Genomic DNA, 19,225 nt, shown 5'->3' with positions numbered 1-19,225 from the left:
TCGCATGCAGGAAAAAGCCAAAGAAGGTGAGTCGGTTATCGGCCGGGTGATTCGACCGCTTCGCAGATGCCGGCTTGCACGGTGAGGCGCGTATCGGGCGTCGCTTCGTCCTCATAGCCTGAGGACAGCACGTTGATGCGGCCGTCATGCAGCCCGAAGATCCAGCCGTGCACGAGCGGCGGCGTGTCCCGGCCGGAAACGACCGGCGACTCGCGCAACAGGCGCACTTGCTCCAGCACGTTCAGTTCGGCGAGACGATTGGCGCGCGCATCGAGTTCGGAAAACGCGTCCAGTTCCTTTCGATGACGCTCACCCAGCGCACATAACGGCGCAATGCGCCGGTTCACGTGCGGCAATTCATTCGACAGCGGCAGCAGCGAGGCGCGCACGCCGCCGCATCCATAGTGCCCGCACACGATCACGTGATCGACCTTCAGCACGCGCACCGCGTACTCCAGTACGCTCATCGTGTTGTCATCGGTCGGCGAAAACAGGTTGGCAATATTTCGGTGGACGAAGAGATCGCCAGGATTCGCGTTCGTGACGGTTTCCGCCGGAACGCGGCTGTCGGAGCAGCCGATCCATAGCACTTTGGGGCTTTGCCCTTGCGCGAGTCTCGGAAAGAACTGCGGGTCCGCATGCGCGGCCTCGCGAGCCCACGCAATATTTTCGAGGAGCATCCGTTTGGGTCTATTCATGCGTTGTCTCTCATCAAAGATTGGCAACGCGCCTCGGCTTGTCGGCGCGCCAATGCTTACGAAATACTTTCGCATGAAAAGTTCACAAATGTCTAAAGAAAAAGAATCCCGCCTTGGAAGTTTTCTTTAGAGCTCTCCAATCGAACCAAAAGCGTGCACGATTGCCTTGTTTCGGTGCGTCAAAGCATGTGCGGCGCGATCATCCACGCGGCCCACCCGATCAACGCGACGCCAAGCGTGCGGCCGATGATTCGTCCCTGCGGCAGGTTTTTTTCAGCCGCCATCGCCGCGCCTAAGGCGAGCATCCACCCGATGCTTCCCGTGCCGACCGCGAACATCAGCAGCATCAGCGTCCAGCAACAGCCGACGCAAAACGCACCATGACTCACGCCCAGCGCGAAGCTGTTGCGGCCGGCATTGCGGCCCGTCCAATGCTCCATCACGAACATGAGCGGCGAGCGGCACTTCTCGAGGCATCGATACTTGATGCGCGTGAATTGATAAGCACCCGCCAGCCCGACGACACCCGCGCCGAGGAGCCACGCATACAGCGTTATCACCGGCGCGCTTTCCGCAAGCCGATGCAGGGCCGCATCCAAACCGTGCGCGACCAGGCCGAACAACGCCCATGCGCTCGCGTAACCCGACACGAGCAAAGCGAATAGCGCACGTCTGTCCGAACGAGCCGCCGTGAGCCGTCTAAAGCTCGTTAGCAGGGGAAAGATAGTGGGCAGCATCATTGCGGCGATCATCAACAACCACGCTGCGCTATGCAGCAATGCGTCGAACAGCAGATTCGCACCCGGAATGGATTGGCATAACGCCGCCACACCCGGCAAGTCAGACCAGCTCGCGTGGCGCACATAGCGTGCATAGGGTCCCGCGCCCCATGCCCAGAGGACGACCCATGCGCTCGCCACCAATGCAGCGAAGATCGGTGCGAACAGCCGTGTGCGCGCGTCGTTATGCATCCGGGCCACGCTTCGTCCGACGCTATGACGCGAAGCTGAACGAGCCTTGAATGGCGTTATGCCCTGTTAGCGAAAGGTCGATGCCGAGCTTTTCGTCCTTCAGGCGGAACACGTTCGCTTTGGCGACGTAGGCAGGCGAGCCGGGTATCGTCGAGAAGATGCTTTCGACGAGTTTTGTCGGTTCGCCTGTGGGGCCGCGATAAGGCTCCATTTCGGCATCGATCGTCTTTCCGACGGTCAGCCTGCCCTTGCCGTCCTGCACGGTGAATTCGATAGGCGCGCGTTCGACCGCGACGACTTCGCCAATGAGTTTCACGAGTTCAGCGAGCGGCCCGCCGCGTTCTCCGCGATGCACGCTCAGGAGCGCATCGAATTGCGCATCGGTCGCCCTGTCATCGACGAACATTGCAACGCGCCAGTTCCCTTCGAGCACGTTGCCCGGAATGAACGCGGCGAATGCGACCGTGACGCCCGACACGTCGACGCCGTCGATCACGCCTTTTTCATAGTGATAAGCCAGCGCGCTACGGCACGTGCCGTTGTCGGGATCTTCTCCGATCCAGCAAGGACACAGCACCTTGCATTCGCATACTTCGAGAATGCTGCCTTCCAGTTGATAGCTCATTTCCGCCCTCATCCGTCGATGATCGAACGTTCGGGCGTCGTTTTCCTAATCGATTAATTCGCGTTCGAGCGACGTCCGCCCGCGCCGACTCAATGGCAGGAAGTCGGCCCTGTTCCTGTTTTAGGCGCTCGGGCAGCGGATGAAAAGCGAAAGTCACGAACGCATTTCGACGGCGCTTGTCCATATGCAATTCGGCGTACTACGCTGATTTCCGCGAAGGCCGCAGCGGCGCGAAAGCGTCCGATCGTGCGTTTCGCGAATTGCATCGACACCATCCACCGAGGAGCGCTTCGTGATCATGCAGATCGAACACTCTCGCTTTGGAAGAAGACAACGCTCGGCGCTCGTGGCGGATCGCAGTGGGTCCAACGTGCTCGTTGTCACGGGGCCGACCGCAGGCGTCGGCAAGACGTTCATCGCAGCCAATCTCGCAGGCGTCAACGCGCGAGCCGGCAAGCGCGTGTTGCTGATCGATGCGGACTTGCGCCACGGTCGCGTCGCATCGTTGTTCGGATTGCCCCCCGGCGCGGGACTGGCGCATTGGCTTGCCGGCAGAACGGACGCGACGGCCGCGGTTCGTCCCGTCGATGTCCCGGGCCTCCATGTGATGACCGCAGGCGGCACGCTCGCCGATCCCTCCGAACTGCTCGCGAACGGGCGCTTGCAGGAACTGCTGCGAGAGCTGTCGCCCGCTTACGACCTCATCATCATCGATACGCCTGCAATACTCGCGTTCGACGATGCGAGCACCGTAGCCGCGCTTGGCGGCTCGACGATCGTCGTCGCGCGCCCTGGCCCGCGCAGCGAAGAAGAGATCGATGACGCGGTCAGCGTGCTTCAGCGAAGCGGCGCCAACGTGGCCGGCGTCGTGTTCAACACGGCGCCCCGCCGCGCTGGCGACATGGTGGCGCGGCGACGCCGCGTGTTCGCCGCATGCTGAATCGAGCCCTCTATGCGCGCGCGCCTTGCATGAAGGGCCGGTTCATCAAGCGGCCCCATTCATAGTCGAGATGCTCCGGGTCCATCGGAAAGACGCCCGCGCCCGGCGTAAAAGTCAATTCGCCGAAATAAATCTTGTCGCTCGGCGCGTAAAGATCGACGCGCACATACTCGAAGCCTTCCGCAAGCGACGTGGCAACCGATAACAGCGCATCGAGATTTGCAGGACGCGGCGCGGGCTGCGGACTGCGCGGATAGTGCCCGATGGCGACATCCAGACGATTCCACTCTCCGTCGTACATGTCGCCACGCGGATGCTCGCCGAAACGATCCGAAATCACCGCGATATAAATGGTCGGCCTCGCCTGACCGTCGCTGAAAAAGCAATGAATCTTGATGTCGGCCGGAATGTCTTCGTTGGACTCGATCAGCAATTGCTCGAAATAGATGCGAGGCTTGATAGTCCGATAGTGACGTTCGCGCGCCACGCGATAGAAGTCCGTTGCAAGCCAGCGTTGCGCAAGGCGCTGCAATTCGTCGAACGATGTCTTCGACTTGTCGCGCACGACTTCGACGAAACCGCTGCCGTGATTCGCTTTCATCACGAAGGCGCGCGGCAATGCATCGAACACTTCACGCGTGAATGCGGGCGGCGTCGCGATCAGCGGTATCAGATATTGCTCGCCGACCTTGCGACGCACGTAGTCGCGCACGGTCAGCTTGTCGGTCAGATCGACGAAACGTGCATCGGGATAAAGACAGCGATGAAGTATCTTTTCATTGAACGTTCTCGGATGGCTGATGTTTGGAAATCTGCCGACCTTGCGTCTGTGCGCTATGCTCAAGAATACGCGGTCCGGAAGACAATCCAGTACTGCTTTCACAAGGCCTTTGCCGATCGACATCATCGTTCTCCTGAACTGCGCCGCTCCGACTGCGTTATTTCCATCGCTTATTCCGCAGACAATTATCAAATGACGAGCGGATTTCAGTGAATTACTAATGCATTCGATCTGCTCGTGGCACGCGATTAGCTGCAATCGGAAGCGCCGCTGTAGTCACTGTGCGACAACACATGTATAAACGACATTAGTCGGATATTTACGTGCGGAAGCGCACGATAAAAGGACGACTGATCGGCGTACATTCCTTTCTGACAACCCACGACGCATATCGACTGCAAGGCACGCGTTCCTTTCTCGATGGCCTGACTGTAAAGGCACACGTTGTTCGTCGCCACGGTCTCCCGTTCGTCACCCAGCACGAGCATCGAAGAAGCGGTCACTTACCGGATCGCCGGCTTCGCATGGATTGATCGTGACCCGCTTAATTCGTCGTACTATGTACCGGAGAATATCTTGAGCCGCCTAAAAATTACCCGACGAGCCTTCCTCGGCGGCGCTGCATCGACGCTTTCATGGGCTGCGTTTCCCTATATGGCAGTTGCGGCGACCAACGTAGTCCGCGTGGAGTGGCAGCAGTACAAGCAAACCCCGCACTACGCGTCGTTTCTGAACTGCGTGCGCTCCATGATGGCCAATACCAATGCCAACGATCCGAACTCGTGGCAATACTGGACGAATGTGCATGCGAATTATTGCCCGCACCGCGCACCCTATTTCCTCGCGTGGCACCGCGGCTATCTGTACTATCTCGAGCAGCAGATGAAGCGCATCACCGGCGATGCGTCGTTCACCCTGCCGTATTGGGACTGGTTCAAGAACCCGCATATCCCGAGCGAATTCACCGACAATGCAAGCGGCAACCCGCTGTACTGTCCGCGTCTGAACACGAACGTCTATAACGCGCTGGACCTGTCGCCGTTCTCGTACTCGGTCGTGAATTTTCAGCGCGGCACCGCGAACTCTTTCGAGGAGAAGTTTGAAAGCGCGCCGCACAACCCCGTGCACAACATCATCGGTAATGCGATGGCGACGATGCAGTCCCCGCGCGATCCGATCTTCTATCTGCATCACGCGAACGTCGACCGCCTCTGGCATGCATGGGCGCTGCCCGATGGCCGCACCATGCCGCCGCCGACCGATCCGTACTGGGCCGGCACGTTCACGTATGCGCCGGGCCTGACCATCAACAAGGAACAGACGTACTCGAACCGCTCGCGGCTCGGTTACGACTATGCTGATACGACCCGTCCCACGACGATGCCGCCGTCGGCGCAAACCGGCCGCATCATCCGCGTGCAGGCGCAGGTTGCACAGATTCGCGCCCGTCCGCCGATCGCGACGTTCGCTGCAACGGCGGCCCGTAACATTGCAAACGGACGCCGGTCGATCGGCGGCGTGAAGGGACTCGTGCTCCGCGAACAGTCGGTGAGTGCGCGCGTGATCGGCGAAGCGAATTCGGCTAAGCCGCTGCAGGATCTTCTGTCGGCGACTGCCGAAGGCTTCGAAGCGGCAGCGCGCGGCGCGTCCAATGCGGCATCGCTCGCGCCCGGCAAGTCGAGCCAGTACAAGTCCGTCAAGATCGTGCTGGACGATGTGATGCTGACGACCGCAGGCGCGGCCGGCGGTTACTTCTACAACGTCTATCTGAACCTGCCCGAAGGCGTCGATATCGATGAAGTGCGTTCCAAGCATTTCCTCGGAACGGTCGGTGCGTTCGAAATCGCAGGTGCGGCGCATCACGGCATGGTGACGCTGGAGTTTCCGGCAACCACGGCGCTGCTGAAGATCGGGTCGGGCAACGGCCGTGAGTATGCGGTGTCGTTCGTTCGCGTGAACGGCAGCGCCGCACCCAAGGGCGATGTGCTGTCCGTGGGAGAGCTTCGCGTCGAACTCAGTACTGAAGCGCCGTACATCATTTCGACCAGCCAGCGCCCGCCGGCCGGAACTTACTGATTCAGCGGGTCCGGCTTCGCGCCGGACTCGTCGTGCAAGAAACCCGCCGAATCCCGGCGGGTTTTTTTCGTCTGCATGGTTGGCGAGCAATCACACAGATCGTCAGACTATGTCCACCACTGAGCGGGTTTACATCAATAAAAACCGCTTGAAGACATTCATATAGTCTATCTATCTCATCGCCGCGCCGTCGTGGATCGAGCAACCCACATAGCGAGAACAAAGGTCACGCAAGCGGCTACGAGATCGAGAATCCGAGATTCAGACGTGCATTCCACGAGCATTCGAAGACCAAAAAAATCGACAGCGTACGAATGGAGGAAACACCGATGAGACGCCGCACCGTATTGGCCGCGATGGCCGCTGCCTCGTTGAGCGGAATGCTGCCGGCCCTGAGCTTCGCGCAGAAACCTATCGTGCTCGGCTTCGCGCAGGTCGGGGCCGAGAGCGAATGGCGCACCGCGAATACTCAGTCGATCAAGTCGAGCGCGAAGGACGCGGGCATCGACCTGAAGTTCTCCGACGCGCAGCAGAAGCAGGAGAACCAGATCAAGGCGATCCGCTCGTACATTGCGCAGCGCGTGGACGTCATCGCGTTTTCGCCGGTTGTCGAGACGGGATGGGACACCGTGCTCATCGAAGCGAAGAACGCGAAGATTCCCGTCGTGCTGACCGATCGCGCAATCAGCAGCAAGGACGAATCGCTCTATGTGACGTTCATCGGCTCGGACTTCACCGAGGAAGGTCGCAAGGCGGGCCGCTGGCTCGTCGACAAGATGAAGGACAACGCGGGGCCGGTGAATATCGTCGAGCTGCAAGGCACGGTCGGCTCCGCGCCCGCCATCGATCGCAAGAAGGGTTTCGAGGAAATCATCAAGGCGGACCCGAAGTACAAGATCATTCGCTCGCAGACCGGCGACTTCACGCGCGCGAAAGGCAAGGAGGTCATGGAGGCATTCCTCAAGGCCGACGGCAAGAAAATCAACGTGCTCTACGCGCACAACGACGACATGGCCATCGGCGCCATTCAGGCGATCGAAGAAGCCGGCATGAAGCCGGGCAAGGACATCATCATCATTTCCGTCGATGGCGTGAAGGGCGCGTTCGAAGCGATGATGGCCGGCAAGCTGAACGTGTCCGTCGAATGCAGTCCGCTGCTGGGGCCGCAATTGATGGCGGTGGTGAAGGACATCAAGGCAGGCAAGCCCGTGCAGAAGCGCATCGTGACTCAGGAAGGCATCTTCCCGATGGAAGTCGCGGCGAAGGAATTCCCCAACCGCAAGTACTGAGCGACGATGACATCGCCAAGGCCGACGGACGCCGCGCCCGTACTCGAACTGCGCGGCATCGACAAGCGCTTCGCCGGCGTGCACGCCTTGGCGGGCGTGAATCTAACCCTGTATCCGGGCGAGGTTCACGCGCTCATGGGACAGAACGGCGCGGGCAAGTCGACGCTCATCAAGGTGCTCACCGGCGTCGTCAGTCTCGACGCGGGCGAGATCCTGCTCGATGGCCGCGCCATTCGCCCCGGTTCGCCGCAGGAGGCGCAGCGGCTCGGCATCAGCACGGTCTATCAGGAAGTGAATCTCTGCCCTAACCTGTCCGTCGCCGAGAACATTTTCAGCGGATCGTTTCCGCGACGCGGCGCGTTGCACGCGTATCGCATCGATTGGGACGCGACGAATCGGGAGGCTCGCGAGTTGCTCGCGCGCATCGGCCTCGATATCGATGTGACGCGCCTGCTCACGAGCTACTCCGTCGCGGTCCAGCAGATGGTGGCGATCGCGCGTGCGTTGAAGCTGTCATCGAAAGTGCTGATCCTAGACGAACCGACGTCGAGTCTCGACGAAGACGAAGTGCGCCTTCTCTTCGACGTGCTGCGCCGCTTGCGCGCACAAGGCATCGCGATTCTCTTCGTCACGCACTTTCTGAACCAGGTCTATGCGATCTCGGACCGCATCACCGTGTTGCGCAACAGCCGCCTCGTCGGCGCATGGCCTGCGAGCGAACTGAACACGCAAGCGCTGATCGCCGCGATGCTCGGCCGCGAACTGGCCGCCGCACAAGCGCGGCAAGCGCCGCCCGAAGAAGCCGATACCGCATCCACCGACGATGTCCTTCTCGATGCATCGCGCCTCGGGCAGACCGGGCAATTGCAGCCGCTCGACCTGCGCGTGCGCGCGGGTGAGGTCGTCGGTGTGGCGGGCCTGCTCGGCTCCGGACGCACGGAGCTTGCGAGACTGTTGTTCGGCCTGGAAAAGCCCGACCAGGGCGAACTGCGCATCGACGGCGTCCCGGTCGAATTCACGACGCCCGCCCACGCGATCCGGCACGGTCTCGCGTTCTGCCCGGAAGAGCGCAAGGCCGATGGCATCGTCGCGGAGCTGTCGCTGCGCGAGAACATCGCACTCGCGCTGCAGGCGCGGCTCGGCGCGCGGCGCTGCCTCTCGCGCGCGGAGCAGAATGCGCTTGCCGAACGCTTCGTGCGCGCGCTCGGCATCAAGGCCGCGACGCTCGACATGCCGATCGGCCTTCTGTCGGGCGGCAATCAGCAGAAGGCGCTCATTGCCCGATGGCTCGCGACCGAACCGCGCCTGTTGATCCTCGACGAACCCACGCGCGGCATCGACGTCGCGGCGAAACAGGAAATCATGGACGAGATCCTGCGGCTCGCATCGACCGGAATGGCGGTGCTTTTCATCTCGTCGGAGATATCGGAGGTCGTTCGGATTGCCAATCGAATCGTCGTGCTGCGCGACCGGCGCAAGGTCGGCGAACTGCCGGCAGGCACGAGCGAGGACACCGTATGCGAAATGATCGGAGCGGAACATGGATGAGTCCGTGCGACCCAACGCGCTACGCTCGGCGCTCGAACATCGGCTCGGCTGGCCCGTTGTCACGCTTGCGCTGCTGCTTGCGCTGAACGCGGCGTTCAACCCCGGCTTTCTGCATATCGAATGGCGCGACGGCCATTTGTACGGCAGTCTCATCGACATTCTCAATCGCGCGGCGCCGCTCGCGGTCGTGTCGCTCGGCATGACGATCGTGATCGCGACGCGCGGCATCGACATTTCCGTGGGCGCGATCGTCGCCATTGCCGGTGCGGTGGCCGCGTGGGCCATCGGCGGCTCGATTGCGGGCAACGTCACGCGCTTTCCATTGCCCGTCGTGCTGCTGGCGGCGCTCGGCGTCGCGTTGCTGTGCGGCGTGTGGAACGGCCTGCTCGTGGCGCGCGCGGGCATGCAGCCGATCATCGCGACATTGATCCTCATGGTTGCGGGACGCGGCATCGCGCAGCTCATCACGAGCGGTCAGATCATCACGATCTACTATTCCCCGTATTTCTTCTTCGGCGGCGGATATTTTCTCGGCCTGCCAGTGTCGATCCTGATCGTCGCGCTCGTGTTCGTGCTGCTCTATCTCGCCATCACGCGCACGGCGCTCGGGCTGTTTCTTCAGGCCGTCGGCATCAATCCGACTGCCGCGCGCGTCGCAGGCGTGCAGGCGCGGCGGCTCACGCTCGGCGCCTACGCGTTCAGCGGCCTCTGTGCGGGCGTCGCGGGCATACTCATCAGTTCCAACGTGAAGAGCGCCGATGGCAACAACGCCGGCCTGCTGCTCGAACTCGATGCGATCCTCGCCGTCACGCTCGGCGGCACGGCGCTCACGGGCGGACGTTTCACGCTGGCGGGCAGCGTGATCGGGGCGCTCATCATCCAGACGCTCACGTATCTCATCTACTCGCTGGGCGTGCCGCCCGAAGTGAATCTCGTCGTGAAGGCGGTCGTCGTGTTCGCGGTGATGATGCTGCAATCTGGCGAATTCCGCGCCGCCGTCGCGAAGTTCGCGCGCCGCCCCGCCACTTCCGATCGTGAGGTTCACTAATGAATTCGCGCTTGCCAAAGCCGCCGAGTGTGCCGATCGCGCCGAATCACGGCAGCGGCACGCCGCGACGCAATTGCGCGCAGAACCGCTATTTGCCGCTCGCCGCGACGATCGCCCTGTTCATCGCCGTCTCGGTGCTCGGCTCGACGATGTACACGGGCTTTCTCTCGCCGCAGGTCTTTCTCAATCTGCTGATCGACAACGCGTTCCTGATCGTCGTCGCCGTCGGACAGACCTTCGTGATTCTGTCGGGCGGCATCGACCTGTCCGTGGGATCGGTCATCGCGCTGACCACGATGGTCTCCGCTGCGCTCGTCGAGAAGGCGGGCTGGCATCCGCTCGTGGTCATTCCGCTTGTCCTCGCGATGGGCACCGCATTCGGCACGTTCATGGGCTGGCTGATCGCGCGCTTCAGGCTGCAGCCGTTCATCGTGACGCTCGCCGGCATGTTCCTCGCACGCGGGCTGTGCTATCTGATCAGCATCGATTCGATCAGCATCACGCATCCGTGGTATGCGGCCGTATCGCAGATCCGCATACCGGTGACGAGCGATGCATCGCTGTCCATCGGGGCGGTCATTGCGCTCGTGGTCCTCGCCATCGCCGTGTTCGTCGCGCATTACACGCCGTTCGGCCGCTCCATCTATGCGGTCGGCGGCAATCCGCACTCCGCGCTGCTGATGGGCCTGCCGGTGCACGGCGCGACCATCGGCGCGTATGCGTTATCGGGTTTCTGCTCGGCGCTCGGCGGCGTGCTGTTCACGTTCTACATGCTGTCGGGATACGGCCTGCACGCGATGGGGCTCGAACTCGATGCAATCGCCTCCGTCGTCATCGGCGGCACGCTGTTGACGGGCGGTGTCGGCTATGTGATCGGCACGCTCTTCGGCGTGCTGTTGCTCGGCATCATTCAGACGCTGATCTCGTTCGACGGCTCGCTCAGTTCCTGGTGGACGAAGATCGCGGTAGGCGCGCTGCTGCTCGTGTTCTGCCTCTCGCAGCGCGCGTTCGGTCATCGCGCGGCCCCGCGCTGAGGAACGGCATGGACTATCGCCATCCCTTGCCCCGCAAGAGCATGCACGCGCGCATCGTGCAGGAGCTCGGCATCGAAATCGTGAGCGGCAGGCTCGCACCGGGCGAGCGGTTGCCCGCGGAAGCCAAGCTGTGCGAGGCCTATGGCGTGAGCCGTCCCGTGCTGCGCGAAGCGACGCGCGTGCTGGTCGCGAAGGGACTCGTGCTGTCGAAGCCGCGCCTCGGCAGCATCGTGCGGCCGCGCGACGAATGGCACATGCTCGATCCCGATGTGCTCTTCTGGACCATGAACAGCGTGAACGAAGGCGCGTTCTTCCGCTCGCTGCTGGTCGTGCGGAGAATCATCGAGCCGGCTGCGGCGGCGCTCGCGGCATCGAACGCAACGGACGACGACCTCGCGCGCATTCGCGATGCCTTCGAGCGCATGTCACATGCCGACACGCCCGAAGCGCTGCTCGCACCCGACCTCGACTTTCATCGCGCGATCATGTCGGCGACGCACAACGACATGCTGACGTACATCGGGCATATGCTGTCGCTCGCGCTGTCGGAGTCGATCAAGCTGACGAGCCGGCATCCGGACACGCACGCGCTCTCGCTGCCCCGTCACAAGGCCATCCTCACCGCGATCATCAATCGCGATCCGCTCGGCGCGCGTCATGCGAGCCTCGTGCAACTGGACAACGCGCAGGCGGATGCGGAAAACGTGCTGTCGGCGGTCTATCAGGAGTAGCCGCGCAGCATCGCCAGCACGCGCAAGTCCCGTGCGTGCCGTGCGAACGTTCATGCCTCGAACTTCCCTTAATTGCTTACCCCGTTGCGCGCTTTCTATACTTCGTGCGCCAACAGACTGCAGGCATCGCCGCACGCCGCTTACGGCAGCGTCTCGCATTGTCGGTACTTCTACGTACGACGAAACAATCATGGAGACAAGCGATGAAGAAGACGATTGCGTGCCTGAGCGCCTGCGCAGCGCTGTTCGTGGCCGCGCCGTATTCCGTGCATGCCGCGGAAGACGCGACAGTGGAAAAGGCCAACGCGGCCTGGGACAAGACGTTCAACAGCGGGGACGCGAAAAAGCTCGCCTCGCTGTATGACGAGAACGCGGTGGTATCGCCGGGAAATGGCAAGACGGTCAAGGGCCGCGCCGATATCGAAAAACTGTTCGACGGCTATTTCAAGGCAGGCGTCGGCCACCACACGACGGATGTGGTTCATGCGCGCCGCGTCGGCAACGTCATGTACGAGACCGCCAACTGGACCGCCGTCGCCGATAAGGACGGCAAGAAGACGCAGTACCAGGGCGTGCTGCTCAAGGTGATGACCAGGAGCAGCGACGGACAGTGGCGCACGACCGCGCATACGTGGAACGCGGCGCAGTGAAGCGGCCCCGTGTGGAAAAGGATCGGCGCTGCCGCCGATCCTTCGCGCGATCACCCTAAAGCATCGCGCCTTCGCGACGTAAACCAGCTATAGCCTCTCTCGGCCACTTCGGGCCGAGCGGCTGCTCGTCCACCGCACGTCGGTATCGCCTGCACATGTCTCAAACCACTCGTCCCGGAGCTTCGGCAGCCATCCCTTTTCGCGGCGATACACCGCGAAGCCCGTCGTCCGCCCGTAACCAGGGTTTCCTGTCGTTCTTCCTCTCGACGCGCACGAGAAGCGCCGCGGCGCTGCCGCTCGCGAGCGTCGCGCAGATTTTTCTCGCAGCCGTGGGCGCGTGGGCGCTGGCCTGGTTCGCGCTGGCATCGGTATCGGAGGAAGCGGCCTTCTGCATCGGCGCGGGCGCTGCCATGCTCGTGCTCATGGCGGGGCTGCGTCACGCGCGACGTGACCATGCGCGCGCGAACGCGACATCGGCGCTCGCCAAAGCCCTGCTCGACGCCAACCGCGAATGCCTGAAGCTGCTCGACGCCGACGGCCGCATGTTGCGCATCTCCGAATATGGCGCCGAACTGATGCAGGCGAGCAGGCCCGAACAACTCGCCGGCGCGAACTGGCTCGGCTTCTGGTCCGGCGATGAGGCGAATACCGCCCGCAACGCGTTCGACGCCGCGCTCAACGGCTCGCGCAGCGCATTCGTGGGATCGTGTCCGACGACGGCCGGCGTGCCGAAGACGTGGCAATCGCGCCTGATCCCGATTGACGACGGCCGCGGCGGCACGCGAGCGATCCTTTGCGCATCGCTCGACATCACGCACGAAGCGGAACTCGCCGCCGACCTGCGCGCGAAAGAGCTGCTCATGTCCGAAATGGAAGCGCATGTCGGGCTCTGCTTCTACTCTTACAGCGCGGATTTCAGCTACTTTCATCATGTGAGTGCGGGCTGCAAGTCCGTCTTCGGCATCGACGCACGAGCGATGCGCGAATGCCCGCAAGGATGGATCGAACTCGTGTTGCCGGAGGACCGGCCGACGCTTCAGGCGGCGATGCACCGCATCGCGCAACTCAAGACCGGCGGCCGCGCGCGATACCGCATTCAACATCCGGCCGGAGGCGTCCGCTGGATTCAAAGCACCGGCAATCCGGTGCTCGATGCGAGCGGCAATGTCGTGCGCGTCGTCGGCATCAGCGAGGACATCACCGTCGAACAGGAACGCCTCGCGGAACTCGACCGCCTGGCTTTCTCGGATTCGCTGACCGGCCTCGCGAACCGCGGCGCGCTCGTGCTCCAGATCGAGGAGCGTTGCCGGCGCAACGCCGCGTTTGCGCTGATGTTCATCGACCTCGACCGCTTCAAGGTGCTCAACGATACGCTCGGCCACACCGCCGCCGACCGTCTGCTCAAGTCACTGAGCGAACTGATTCAGGCCGCGTTGCCGCGCGACGCCGTTCTCGCCCGCCTCGGCGGCGATGAGTTCGCGGTCCTGATCGATGATGCTTCGGACAAGCAACGCCTGGCCGGCATCGCAAAGAATATTCTGGCCGCGCTCGCGCGATCCGCCGAACCGTCGCGCGCGGATGCGTTCGTCACGGCCTCCATCGGCATCTCGGTGTATCCGGAGAACGGCGCCGATCACGAGACGCTCCTGACGAGCGCGGACATCGCCATGTATGCCGCGAAGAAGGCCGGCCGCAATGGCTTCTCGTTCGCGGACAAGGAGTCGACCGAGCGCATCGTCGATTTCAAGCTGGAGCGCGACTTGCCCGCCGCGCTCGCGAAACGCGAGTTCCTTCTGCACTATCAGGCAATACACGAGCCGCGCACGCTCGAAGTGCGCAGCGTCGAAGCGCTGATTCGCTGGCGGCATCCGACGCGCGGGCTGGTGTCGCCGGGCGTGTTCATTCCGATCCTCGAAGAAACGGGCTTCATCAACGAGATCGGCGCATGGGTGATGGACGAAGCGCTGCGCCAGCTCGCGCTCTGGCGAGGCGCGGGCGCGCATTCGCTCGGCGTGTCCGTGAACGTGTCGTCGCGACAGTTGCGCGATGCGGCGATCGTCGAGGTCGTCAACGATGCGCTGAGCCGCTACGCGTTGCCGGCGTCGAGCCTGCAGGTCGAGCTGACCGAAAGCGCGTTGATGGAGAACCCCGCGCTCGCGCAGCGCACGTTGTCCGCGTTGAAGGCGCTGGGCGTGCGTATCGCGATCGACGATTTCGGCACCGGCTATTCGAGCCTGCGTTATCTCGCGGATTTCTCGCCGGACACGCTGAAGATCGATCGGTCGTTCGTCGCGCGGCTGCAGGACGATCGCGCGACGCGCAGCATCGTGAGCGGGATTATCCAGATGGCGCGCACGCTCGGTGTCAGCGTCACCGCCGAAGGCGTGGAGCAGACGGGTCAGCTCGAGTTGCTGCGCGAGTCTGCGTGCGACCTCGTGCAAGGCTTCCTGTTGAGCCGGCCGGTTGCACCGGAACAAGTGCTGGGGTTGTCGATCGACGGCACATGCAAGATCGGTTCGCCGAACGAACGGCCATAGTCCCCGCATCGCGCCGGGGCCACGCGCCATCGGCCACGCAAGTCATCACAAGCAACGCACCTGCGTTCTGATTTGCTACGCACGAATCATTCGAAGCCGCGGCAGACAAAGTGCTTATATTCATAAGCTCGTCCACGACCTTCGCCCCGCTCCATGAAATCCATGCTTCGCCTTCTCGCACGGCCCATCGCCGGCGCGCTTTCATTCGCGATCACCGTCACGCTCATCGCGACGCCCGCAGCCGCGCGCGCCGACACGCGCGAAGTCGTGATCGGCTATCAGGACATGGTCGTCCCGTGGCGCTATGCGCAGGCAAGCGGTGCGGTCGAGAAGGCGACCGGCTACAAAGTCACGTATCGCAAGCTCGGCAGCGGCGCGGATGTCATTCGTGCGCTCGCATCGGGATCGATACAACTGGGCGAAGCAGGATCGAGCCCGATCGCGGCGGGGTTGTCGCAAGGCGTCGACCTGTCGCTCTTCTGGATTCTCGACAACATCAACGACGCCGAAGCGCTCGTCGTGCGCAACGGCTCGGGCGTGACCAGACTCGCCGATCTCAAGGGCAAGACGCTCGGCCTGCCGTATGTGTCGACCTCGCATTTTCATGCGCTCGTCGCGTTGCAGCAGGCAGGCGTCGATCCCGCGTCGGTGAAGATCGTCAATCTGCGTCCGCCCGAAGTCGCCGCGGCGTGGGAGCGCGGGAACATCGATGCGACCTATATCTGGGACCCTGTCCTCGCGAAAGTGAAGCAGAACGGCAAGGTGCTGATCACGTCCGGCGATGTCGCGAAGGAAACCGGCAAGGCCACGTTCGACGGCTTCGTCGCGTCGCGCAAGTTCGCGCAGGACAACGCCGCGTTCATGGCCGGGCTCGTGAAAGTGCTCGCCGATACCGACGCCCAATACCGCGATCACAAAGCCGACTGGAGCGCCGGCTCGAAACAGGTGCAGGCCGTGGCTCAGGAATCCGGCGCGGCCGCCGCCGACGTTCCCGCGAGCCTCGCGCTGTATGCGTTCCCGAGCGCCGCCGAACAGGCATCGCCGACGTGGCTCGGCGGCGGGCAGCAATCGGGCGCGGCCAGATCGCTTACCGCGACCGCGCAATTCCTCAAGCAGCAAGGCACGATTCAGAACGTGCTCGCCGATTATTCGACGGGCGTCGATCCGCGCTTCGTGCAACAGGCCGCGAAATGACATCGCTCTCGATCCGCAATCTCGGCGTCACCTATGAAGGCGCGAGCGCGCCCGCGCTCGCGGGCGTCGACTTGCACATCGGCAGCGGCGAGTTCGTCGTCGCGCTGGGCGCATCGGGGTGCGGCAAGACCACGCTGCTCAACTGCCTCGCAGGCTTCCTCGCGCCGACCGAAGGCGACGCCTCGCTCAACGGCGAAGCCATCGTCGGGCCGGGCGCGGAACGTGGCGTCGTGTTTCAGAAACATGCGCTGATGCCGTGGCTCGACGTGCTCGATAACGTCGCGCTCGGCCTGCGCTTTCGCGGCGTCAGGCGTGCGGAGCGGCAGGAGATTGCGCGGCGCACGCTCGCGCTCGTCGGGCTCGCGCAATACGAACGCGCGAAAGTCCACGCGTTGTCGGGCGGCATGCAGCAGCGCGTGGGTATCGCGCGTGCGCTGGCAAGCGATCCCGAAGTCCTGTTGATGGACGAACCGATGGGCGCGCTCGACGCCCTCACGCGCGAGAACGTGCAGGAGCTGGTGCTGGATGTCTGGTCGCGCACCGCGAAGACGGTCTTCTTCATCACGCATAGCGTCGAGGAAGCGTTGTTCCTCGCCACGCGGCTCGTGCTGATGACGCCGGGGCCCGGGCGCATCGAGGAAGTGCATGAACTGCCGTTCTCGCGCGAATACGTGCGCAACCGCGATGCGCGCGCGGTGAAGTCGTCGCCTGCGTTCATCGAATGGCGCGAGCGCCTCACGCGCCGGCTGCATCGTCCCGTCGCGGAGGCCATGTGACGCAGCCCGTTCAGAACGCGCCGCTGTCTCATCGCGCAGTCACGCCGCATGGGCGCACTGTCGCCGCCAGGCAGCGCCCCGCGCGATATCGCGGCATGCCGGGCGCAGGCCCGACTGCCGCATGGAGCATCGCGTGCGTCGTCGCGATGGCCGCGCTGTGGTGGACGGCCACGCATCTGCACTGGCTGCCGCCGCTCTTCCTGCCATCGCCGGAAGCCGTGTGGCAAGCGTTCGTCGATGCCGTGCATGGCCGCCTGCAAGGCGGTCTGCCGCTGTCCGAACATCTGTTATGGAGCGCGTTCCGGGTGTTCGGCGCCTTCGCGCTCGCGGTCGTCACGGCCGTGCCGGTCGGCCTGCTGATGGGCGTGAGCCGCATTGCGCACGGCTTGCTCGATCCGCCGCTCGAGTTCTATCGGCCGCTGCCGCCGCTCGCGTATCTGCCGCTCGTCGTGATCTGGTTCGGTATCGATGAGACCGCGAAGATCGTCGTCATCTGGCTCGCATGTTTCGCACCGATCGCGATGGCCGCGCGAGCCGGCGTGCGAAGCGCGACCGCCGAACAGGTCAATGCGGCCTGGTCGCTCGGCGCGAACTTTCGGCAAGTCGTGTGGCATGTCGTGCTGCCCGCCGCCTTGCCGGAGATTCTCACGGGCCTGAGAATCGCCGTCGGCTTCGGCTGGACCACGCTCGTCGCCGCGGAAATGGTCGCCGCGACCGCGGGCCTCGGGCAGATGGTCCTCAACGCATCGAGCTTCTTGCGCACGGATGTGGTGGTGATGGGCATCGTGTTGATCGGCGCTATCGCGTGGGTGTTCGACTTCGGCATGCGTGCGCTCGAACGCCGGCTCGTACCCTGGAAAGGCCGGCACTAAGCGCGGGTCCGGATCGTCGCCGCAGCGCGCGACTCGTTGCGCGGCGCTCGCTTCTTGCGGACGACGAGAAAGCGATTGGCCGTCCATTGCAGCGCGCCGCACAGCGTCAGATACACGACGCCGACGAGCAGGAATATCTGCGCGGGATACACCATGAGCCGGTTATTGAGCTGATTGGCGAGGAACGTGAATTCCGGCACGCCGACGATGTACGCAAGCGACGTATCCTTGATGAGCGACACCCATTGATTCACGAACGACGGCATCATCACGCGCACCGCCTGCGGCAGGACGATTTCGCGCAACGCCTGCCATCGTGTGAGTCCGAGCGACAGCGCAGCCTGCCATTGACCCTCGCCCACCGATACGATGCCCGCATGGACCGAATGCGACAGATACGCGCCGCCAATCAGCGCGAGCGCGCATATCACGGTCGCGAGACCCGGCACGTTCACGTGCAGAAGAATCGGCATCAGGAAGAAGGTCCAGAAAATCAGCATCAGCACCGGAATCGCGCGGAAGAAGGCGACGATCGCGGTCAATGCGAGATGCGCCATGCCGCGCGTCATGGCCAGCGCGACGCCGCCCGCCAGACCCGCGATGGCCGCGAGCAACGCCGACGACACCGACAGCACCACCGTCAGCGCGACGCCGCCGAGCGGACCTGCGGGGAATGCGCCGAGCAGCAGATAGCGCAACGTGGGAAGCCATGCGAAGTCGCTCATGCGTGGCCTCGCTGCAATGCGCGCACGCCGGTGCGTTGCCAGAGCACGAGTGCCACTTCGATGATCGCGATGGTCAGCACGTAAAGCAGCGTGGCCGCGCCGAACGCTTCGAACGTCTTGAACGATTCGGTATCGACCTGACGCGACATATACGATAGTTCCGCGACGCCGATCGCCATCGTGAGCGAGGAATTCTTCACGGCATTCATGTACTGGCCCGCGAGCGGCGGCGTGGCGATGGAGAGCGCCTGCGGCAGAATCACGTGACGCAGGGTCATGTAGCGCCCCATGCCGAGCGCAGCGGCCGCCTGTTCCTGCGCCACGCTCACGCCGCGCATGCCGGCGCGAAATTCTTCCGCGATGAACGCGGTCGTGTAGCACGTGAGGCCGATCCATCCCGCGAAGAGTTCGAAGCTCGGCCATCGCAACGTAAGGCTTCCGAACGATACCGCATGCGGCGTGTTGAGCCATGTCATCCAGTCGGCGGGCAACAGGGCCGCTGCGCCGAAGTACCAGAAAAGCAGTTGCACGAGCAGCGGCGAATTGCGGAACACGAAGACATAGAGCGCAGCGGCGCGCGCGATCATCGGATTGCGTGCGGTGCGGGCGATGGCGATCACGAAGCCCAGCAGCGTCGCGCAAACAGAGGCGCAGGCGGACAGCAGCAGCGTGACGGCGAAGCCCTGTCCGAGCCACGCGATGTAGCGGGGGTCGAGCCAGTTATGCATGA

At 63.3% G+C, this 19,225-nt stretch carries 18 protein-coding genes; 12 read left to right on the top strand and 6 right to left on the bottom strand.

Annotated features, from left to right (window positions below; genetic code table 11):
* Positions 1-35: 35 nt before the first annotated feature.
* The 3 genes from P9220_RS26920 to P9220_RS26910 all read right to left on the bottom strand — a co-directional run bounded on the left by P9220_RS26920 (position 36) and on the right by P9220_RS26910 (position 2,294).
* A complete protein-coding gene (locus tag P9220_RS26920; RefSeq protein WP_309768898.1) occupies positions 36-698 on the bottom strand; it encodes a carbonic anhydrase in 663 nt (220 codons plus the stop codon).
* A gap of 179 nt (positions 699-877) precedes the next feature.
* Positions 878-1,669 (bottom strand): DUF2182 domain-containing protein, encoded by a 792-nt coding sequence (locus tag P9220_RS26915; RefSeq protein WP_309768947.1) that lies wholly within the window; start codon positions 1,667-1,669, stop codon positions 878-880.
* A 22-nt stretch (positions 1,670-1,691) separates the two neighbouring features.
* A complete protein-coding gene (locus P9220_RS26910; protein WP_309768897.1) occupies positions 1,692-2,294 on the bottom strand; it encodes a DUF1326 domain-containing protein in 603 nt (200 codons plus the stop codon).
* Positions 2,295-2,592: 298 nt separating this feature from the next.
* On the opposite strand from P9220_RS26910, the gene P9220_RS26905 reads away from it, so the two are divergent.
* The gene (locus tag P9220_RS26905; protein ID WP_309768946.1) at positions 2,593-3,234 is read left to right on the top strand and encodes a CpsD/CapB family tyrosine-protein kinase; all 642 of its coding nucleotides are present in this window, start codon (positions 2,593-2,595) and stop codon (positions 3,232-3,234) included.
* A gap of 10 nt (positions 3,235-3,244) precedes the next feature.
* Here the strand turns inward: P9220_RS26905 and P9220_RS26900 are convergent, their stop codons facing one another.
* Positions 3,245-4,138 carry an ATP-grasp fold amidoligase family protein gene (locus P9220_RS26900; RefSeq protein ID WP_309768896.1) on the bottom strand — a complete coding sequence of 298 codons (894 nt, stop codon included), beginning with the start codon at positions 4,136-4,138 and terminating at the stop codon, positions 3,245-3,247.
* Between the two features lie 453 nt (positions 4,139-4,591).
* On the opposite strand from P9220_RS26900, the gene P9220_RS26895 reads away from it, so the two are divergent.
* The 11 genes from P9220_RS26895 to P9220_RS26845 all read left to right on the top strand — a co-directional run bounded on the left by P9220_RS26895 (position 4,592) and on the right by P9220_RS26845 (position 17,770).
* The gene (locus tag P9220_RS26895; RefSeq protein WP_309768894.1) at positions 4,592-6,091 is read left to right on the top strand and encodes a tyrosinase family protein; all 1,500 of its coding nucleotides are present in this window, start codon (positions 4,592-4,594) and stop codon (positions 6,089-6,091) included.
* Between the two features lie 329 nt (positions 6,092-6,420).
* The gene (locus P9220_RS26890; RefSeq protein WP_309768893.1) at positions 6,421-7,380 is read left to right on the top strand and encodes an ABC transporter substrate-binding protein; all 960 of its coding nucleotides are present in this window, start codon (positions 6,421-6,423) and stop codon (positions 7,378-7,380) included.
* Between the two features lie 6 nt (positions 7,381-7,386).
* Positions 7,387-8,928, top strand: a complete 1,542-nt coding sequence (locus P9220_RS26885) for a sugar ABC transporter ATP-binding protein (protein ID WP_309768891.1) — start codon at positions 7,387-7,389, stop codon at positions 8,926-8,928.
* A complete protein-coding gene (locus tag P9220_RS26880; protein WP_309768890.1) occupies positions 8,921-9,976 on the top strand; it encodes an ABC transporter permease in 1,056 nt (351 codons plus the stop codon). Before P9220_RS26885 ends, P9220_RS26880 begins: the two co-directional genes overlap by 8 nt.
* A complete protein-coding gene (gene yjfF, locus P9220_RS26875) occupies positions 9,976-11,010 on the top strand; it encodes a galactofuranose ABC transporter, permease protein YjfF (RefSeq protein WP_309768889.1) in 1,035 nt (344 codons plus the stop codon). The genes P9220_RS26880 and yjfF overlap by 1 nt, the downstream gene beginning before the upstream one ends.
* 8 nt (positions 11,011-11,018) lie before the next feature.
* Complete coding sequence (locus tag P9220_RS26870; protein ID WP_309768888.1) at positions 11,019-11,741, top strand: FadR/GntR family transcriptional regulator; 723 nt, start codon at positions 11,019-11,021, stop codon at positions 11,739-11,741.
* Positions 11,742-11,944: 203 nt separating this feature from the next.
* Positions 11,945-12,391, top strand: coding sequence for an SgcJ/EcaC family oxidoreductase (locus P9220_RS26865; RefSeq protein WP_309768887.1), 447 nt, complete (start codon positions 11,945-11,947; stop codon positions 12,389-12,391).
* A gap of 155 nt (positions 12,392-12,546) precedes the next feature.
* The gene (locus P9220_RS26860) at positions 12,547-14,928 is read left to right on the top strand and encodes an EAL domain-containing protein (protein WP_309768886.1); all 2,382 of its coding nucleotides are present in this window, start codon (positions 12,547-12,549) and stop codon (positions 14,926-14,928) included.
* 153 nt (positions 14,929-15,081) lie between these two features.
* Positions 15,082-16,122 carry a taurine ABC transporter substrate-binding protein gene (gene tauA, locus P9220_RS26855; RefSeq protein WP_309768885.1) on the top strand — a complete coding sequence of 347 codons (1,041 nt, stop codon included), beginning with the start codon at positions 15,082-15,084 and terminating at the stop codon, positions 16,120-16,122.
* The gene (locus P9220_RS26850; protein ID WP_309768884.1) at positions 16,119-16,898 is read left to right on the top strand and encodes an ATP-binding cassette domain-containing protein; all 780 of its coding nucleotides are present in this window, start codon (positions 16,119-16,121) and stop codon (positions 16,896-16,898) included. The genes tauA and P9220_RS26850 overlap by 4 nt, the downstream gene beginning before the upstream one ends.
* On the top strand, positions 16,844-17,770 hold the full coding sequence (locus P9220_RS26845; RefSeq protein ID WP_404980223.1) for an ABC transporter permease subunit: 927 nt from the start codon (positions 16,844-16,846) through the stop codon (positions 17,768-17,770). Before P9220_RS26850 ends, P9220_RS26845 begins: the two co-directional genes overlap by 55 nt.
* On the opposite strand, the gene P9220_RS26840 is transcribed toward P9220_RS26845, so the two are convergent.
* Positions 17,767-18,495: an amino acid ABC transporter permease gene (locus tag P9220_RS26840; protein WP_309768883.1), complete on the bottom strand. Its 729-nt coding sequence runs from the start codon at positions 18,493-18,495 to the stop codon at positions 17,767-17,769. The two genes, P9220_RS26845 and P9220_RS26840, sit on opposite strands and share 4 nt — an antisense overlap.
* A complete protein-coding gene (locus P9220_RS26835; protein WP_309768882.1) occupies positions 18,492-19,223 on the bottom strand; it encodes an amino acid ABC transporter permease in 732 nt (243 codons plus the stop codon). The genes P9220_RS26840 and P9220_RS26835 overlap by 4 nt, the downstream gene beginning before the upstream one ends.
* Positions 19,224-19,225 lie beyond the last annotated feature (2 nt).

Source organism: Caballeronia sp. LZ016, assembly GCF_031450805.1.
Classification (GTDB): domain Bacteria; phylum Pseudomonadota; class Gammaproteobacteria; order Burkholderiales; family Burkholderiaceae; genus Caballeronia.
Note: the sequence above shows the minus strand (reverse complement) of the source record. Positions and strands in the feature narration are given on the sequence as shown.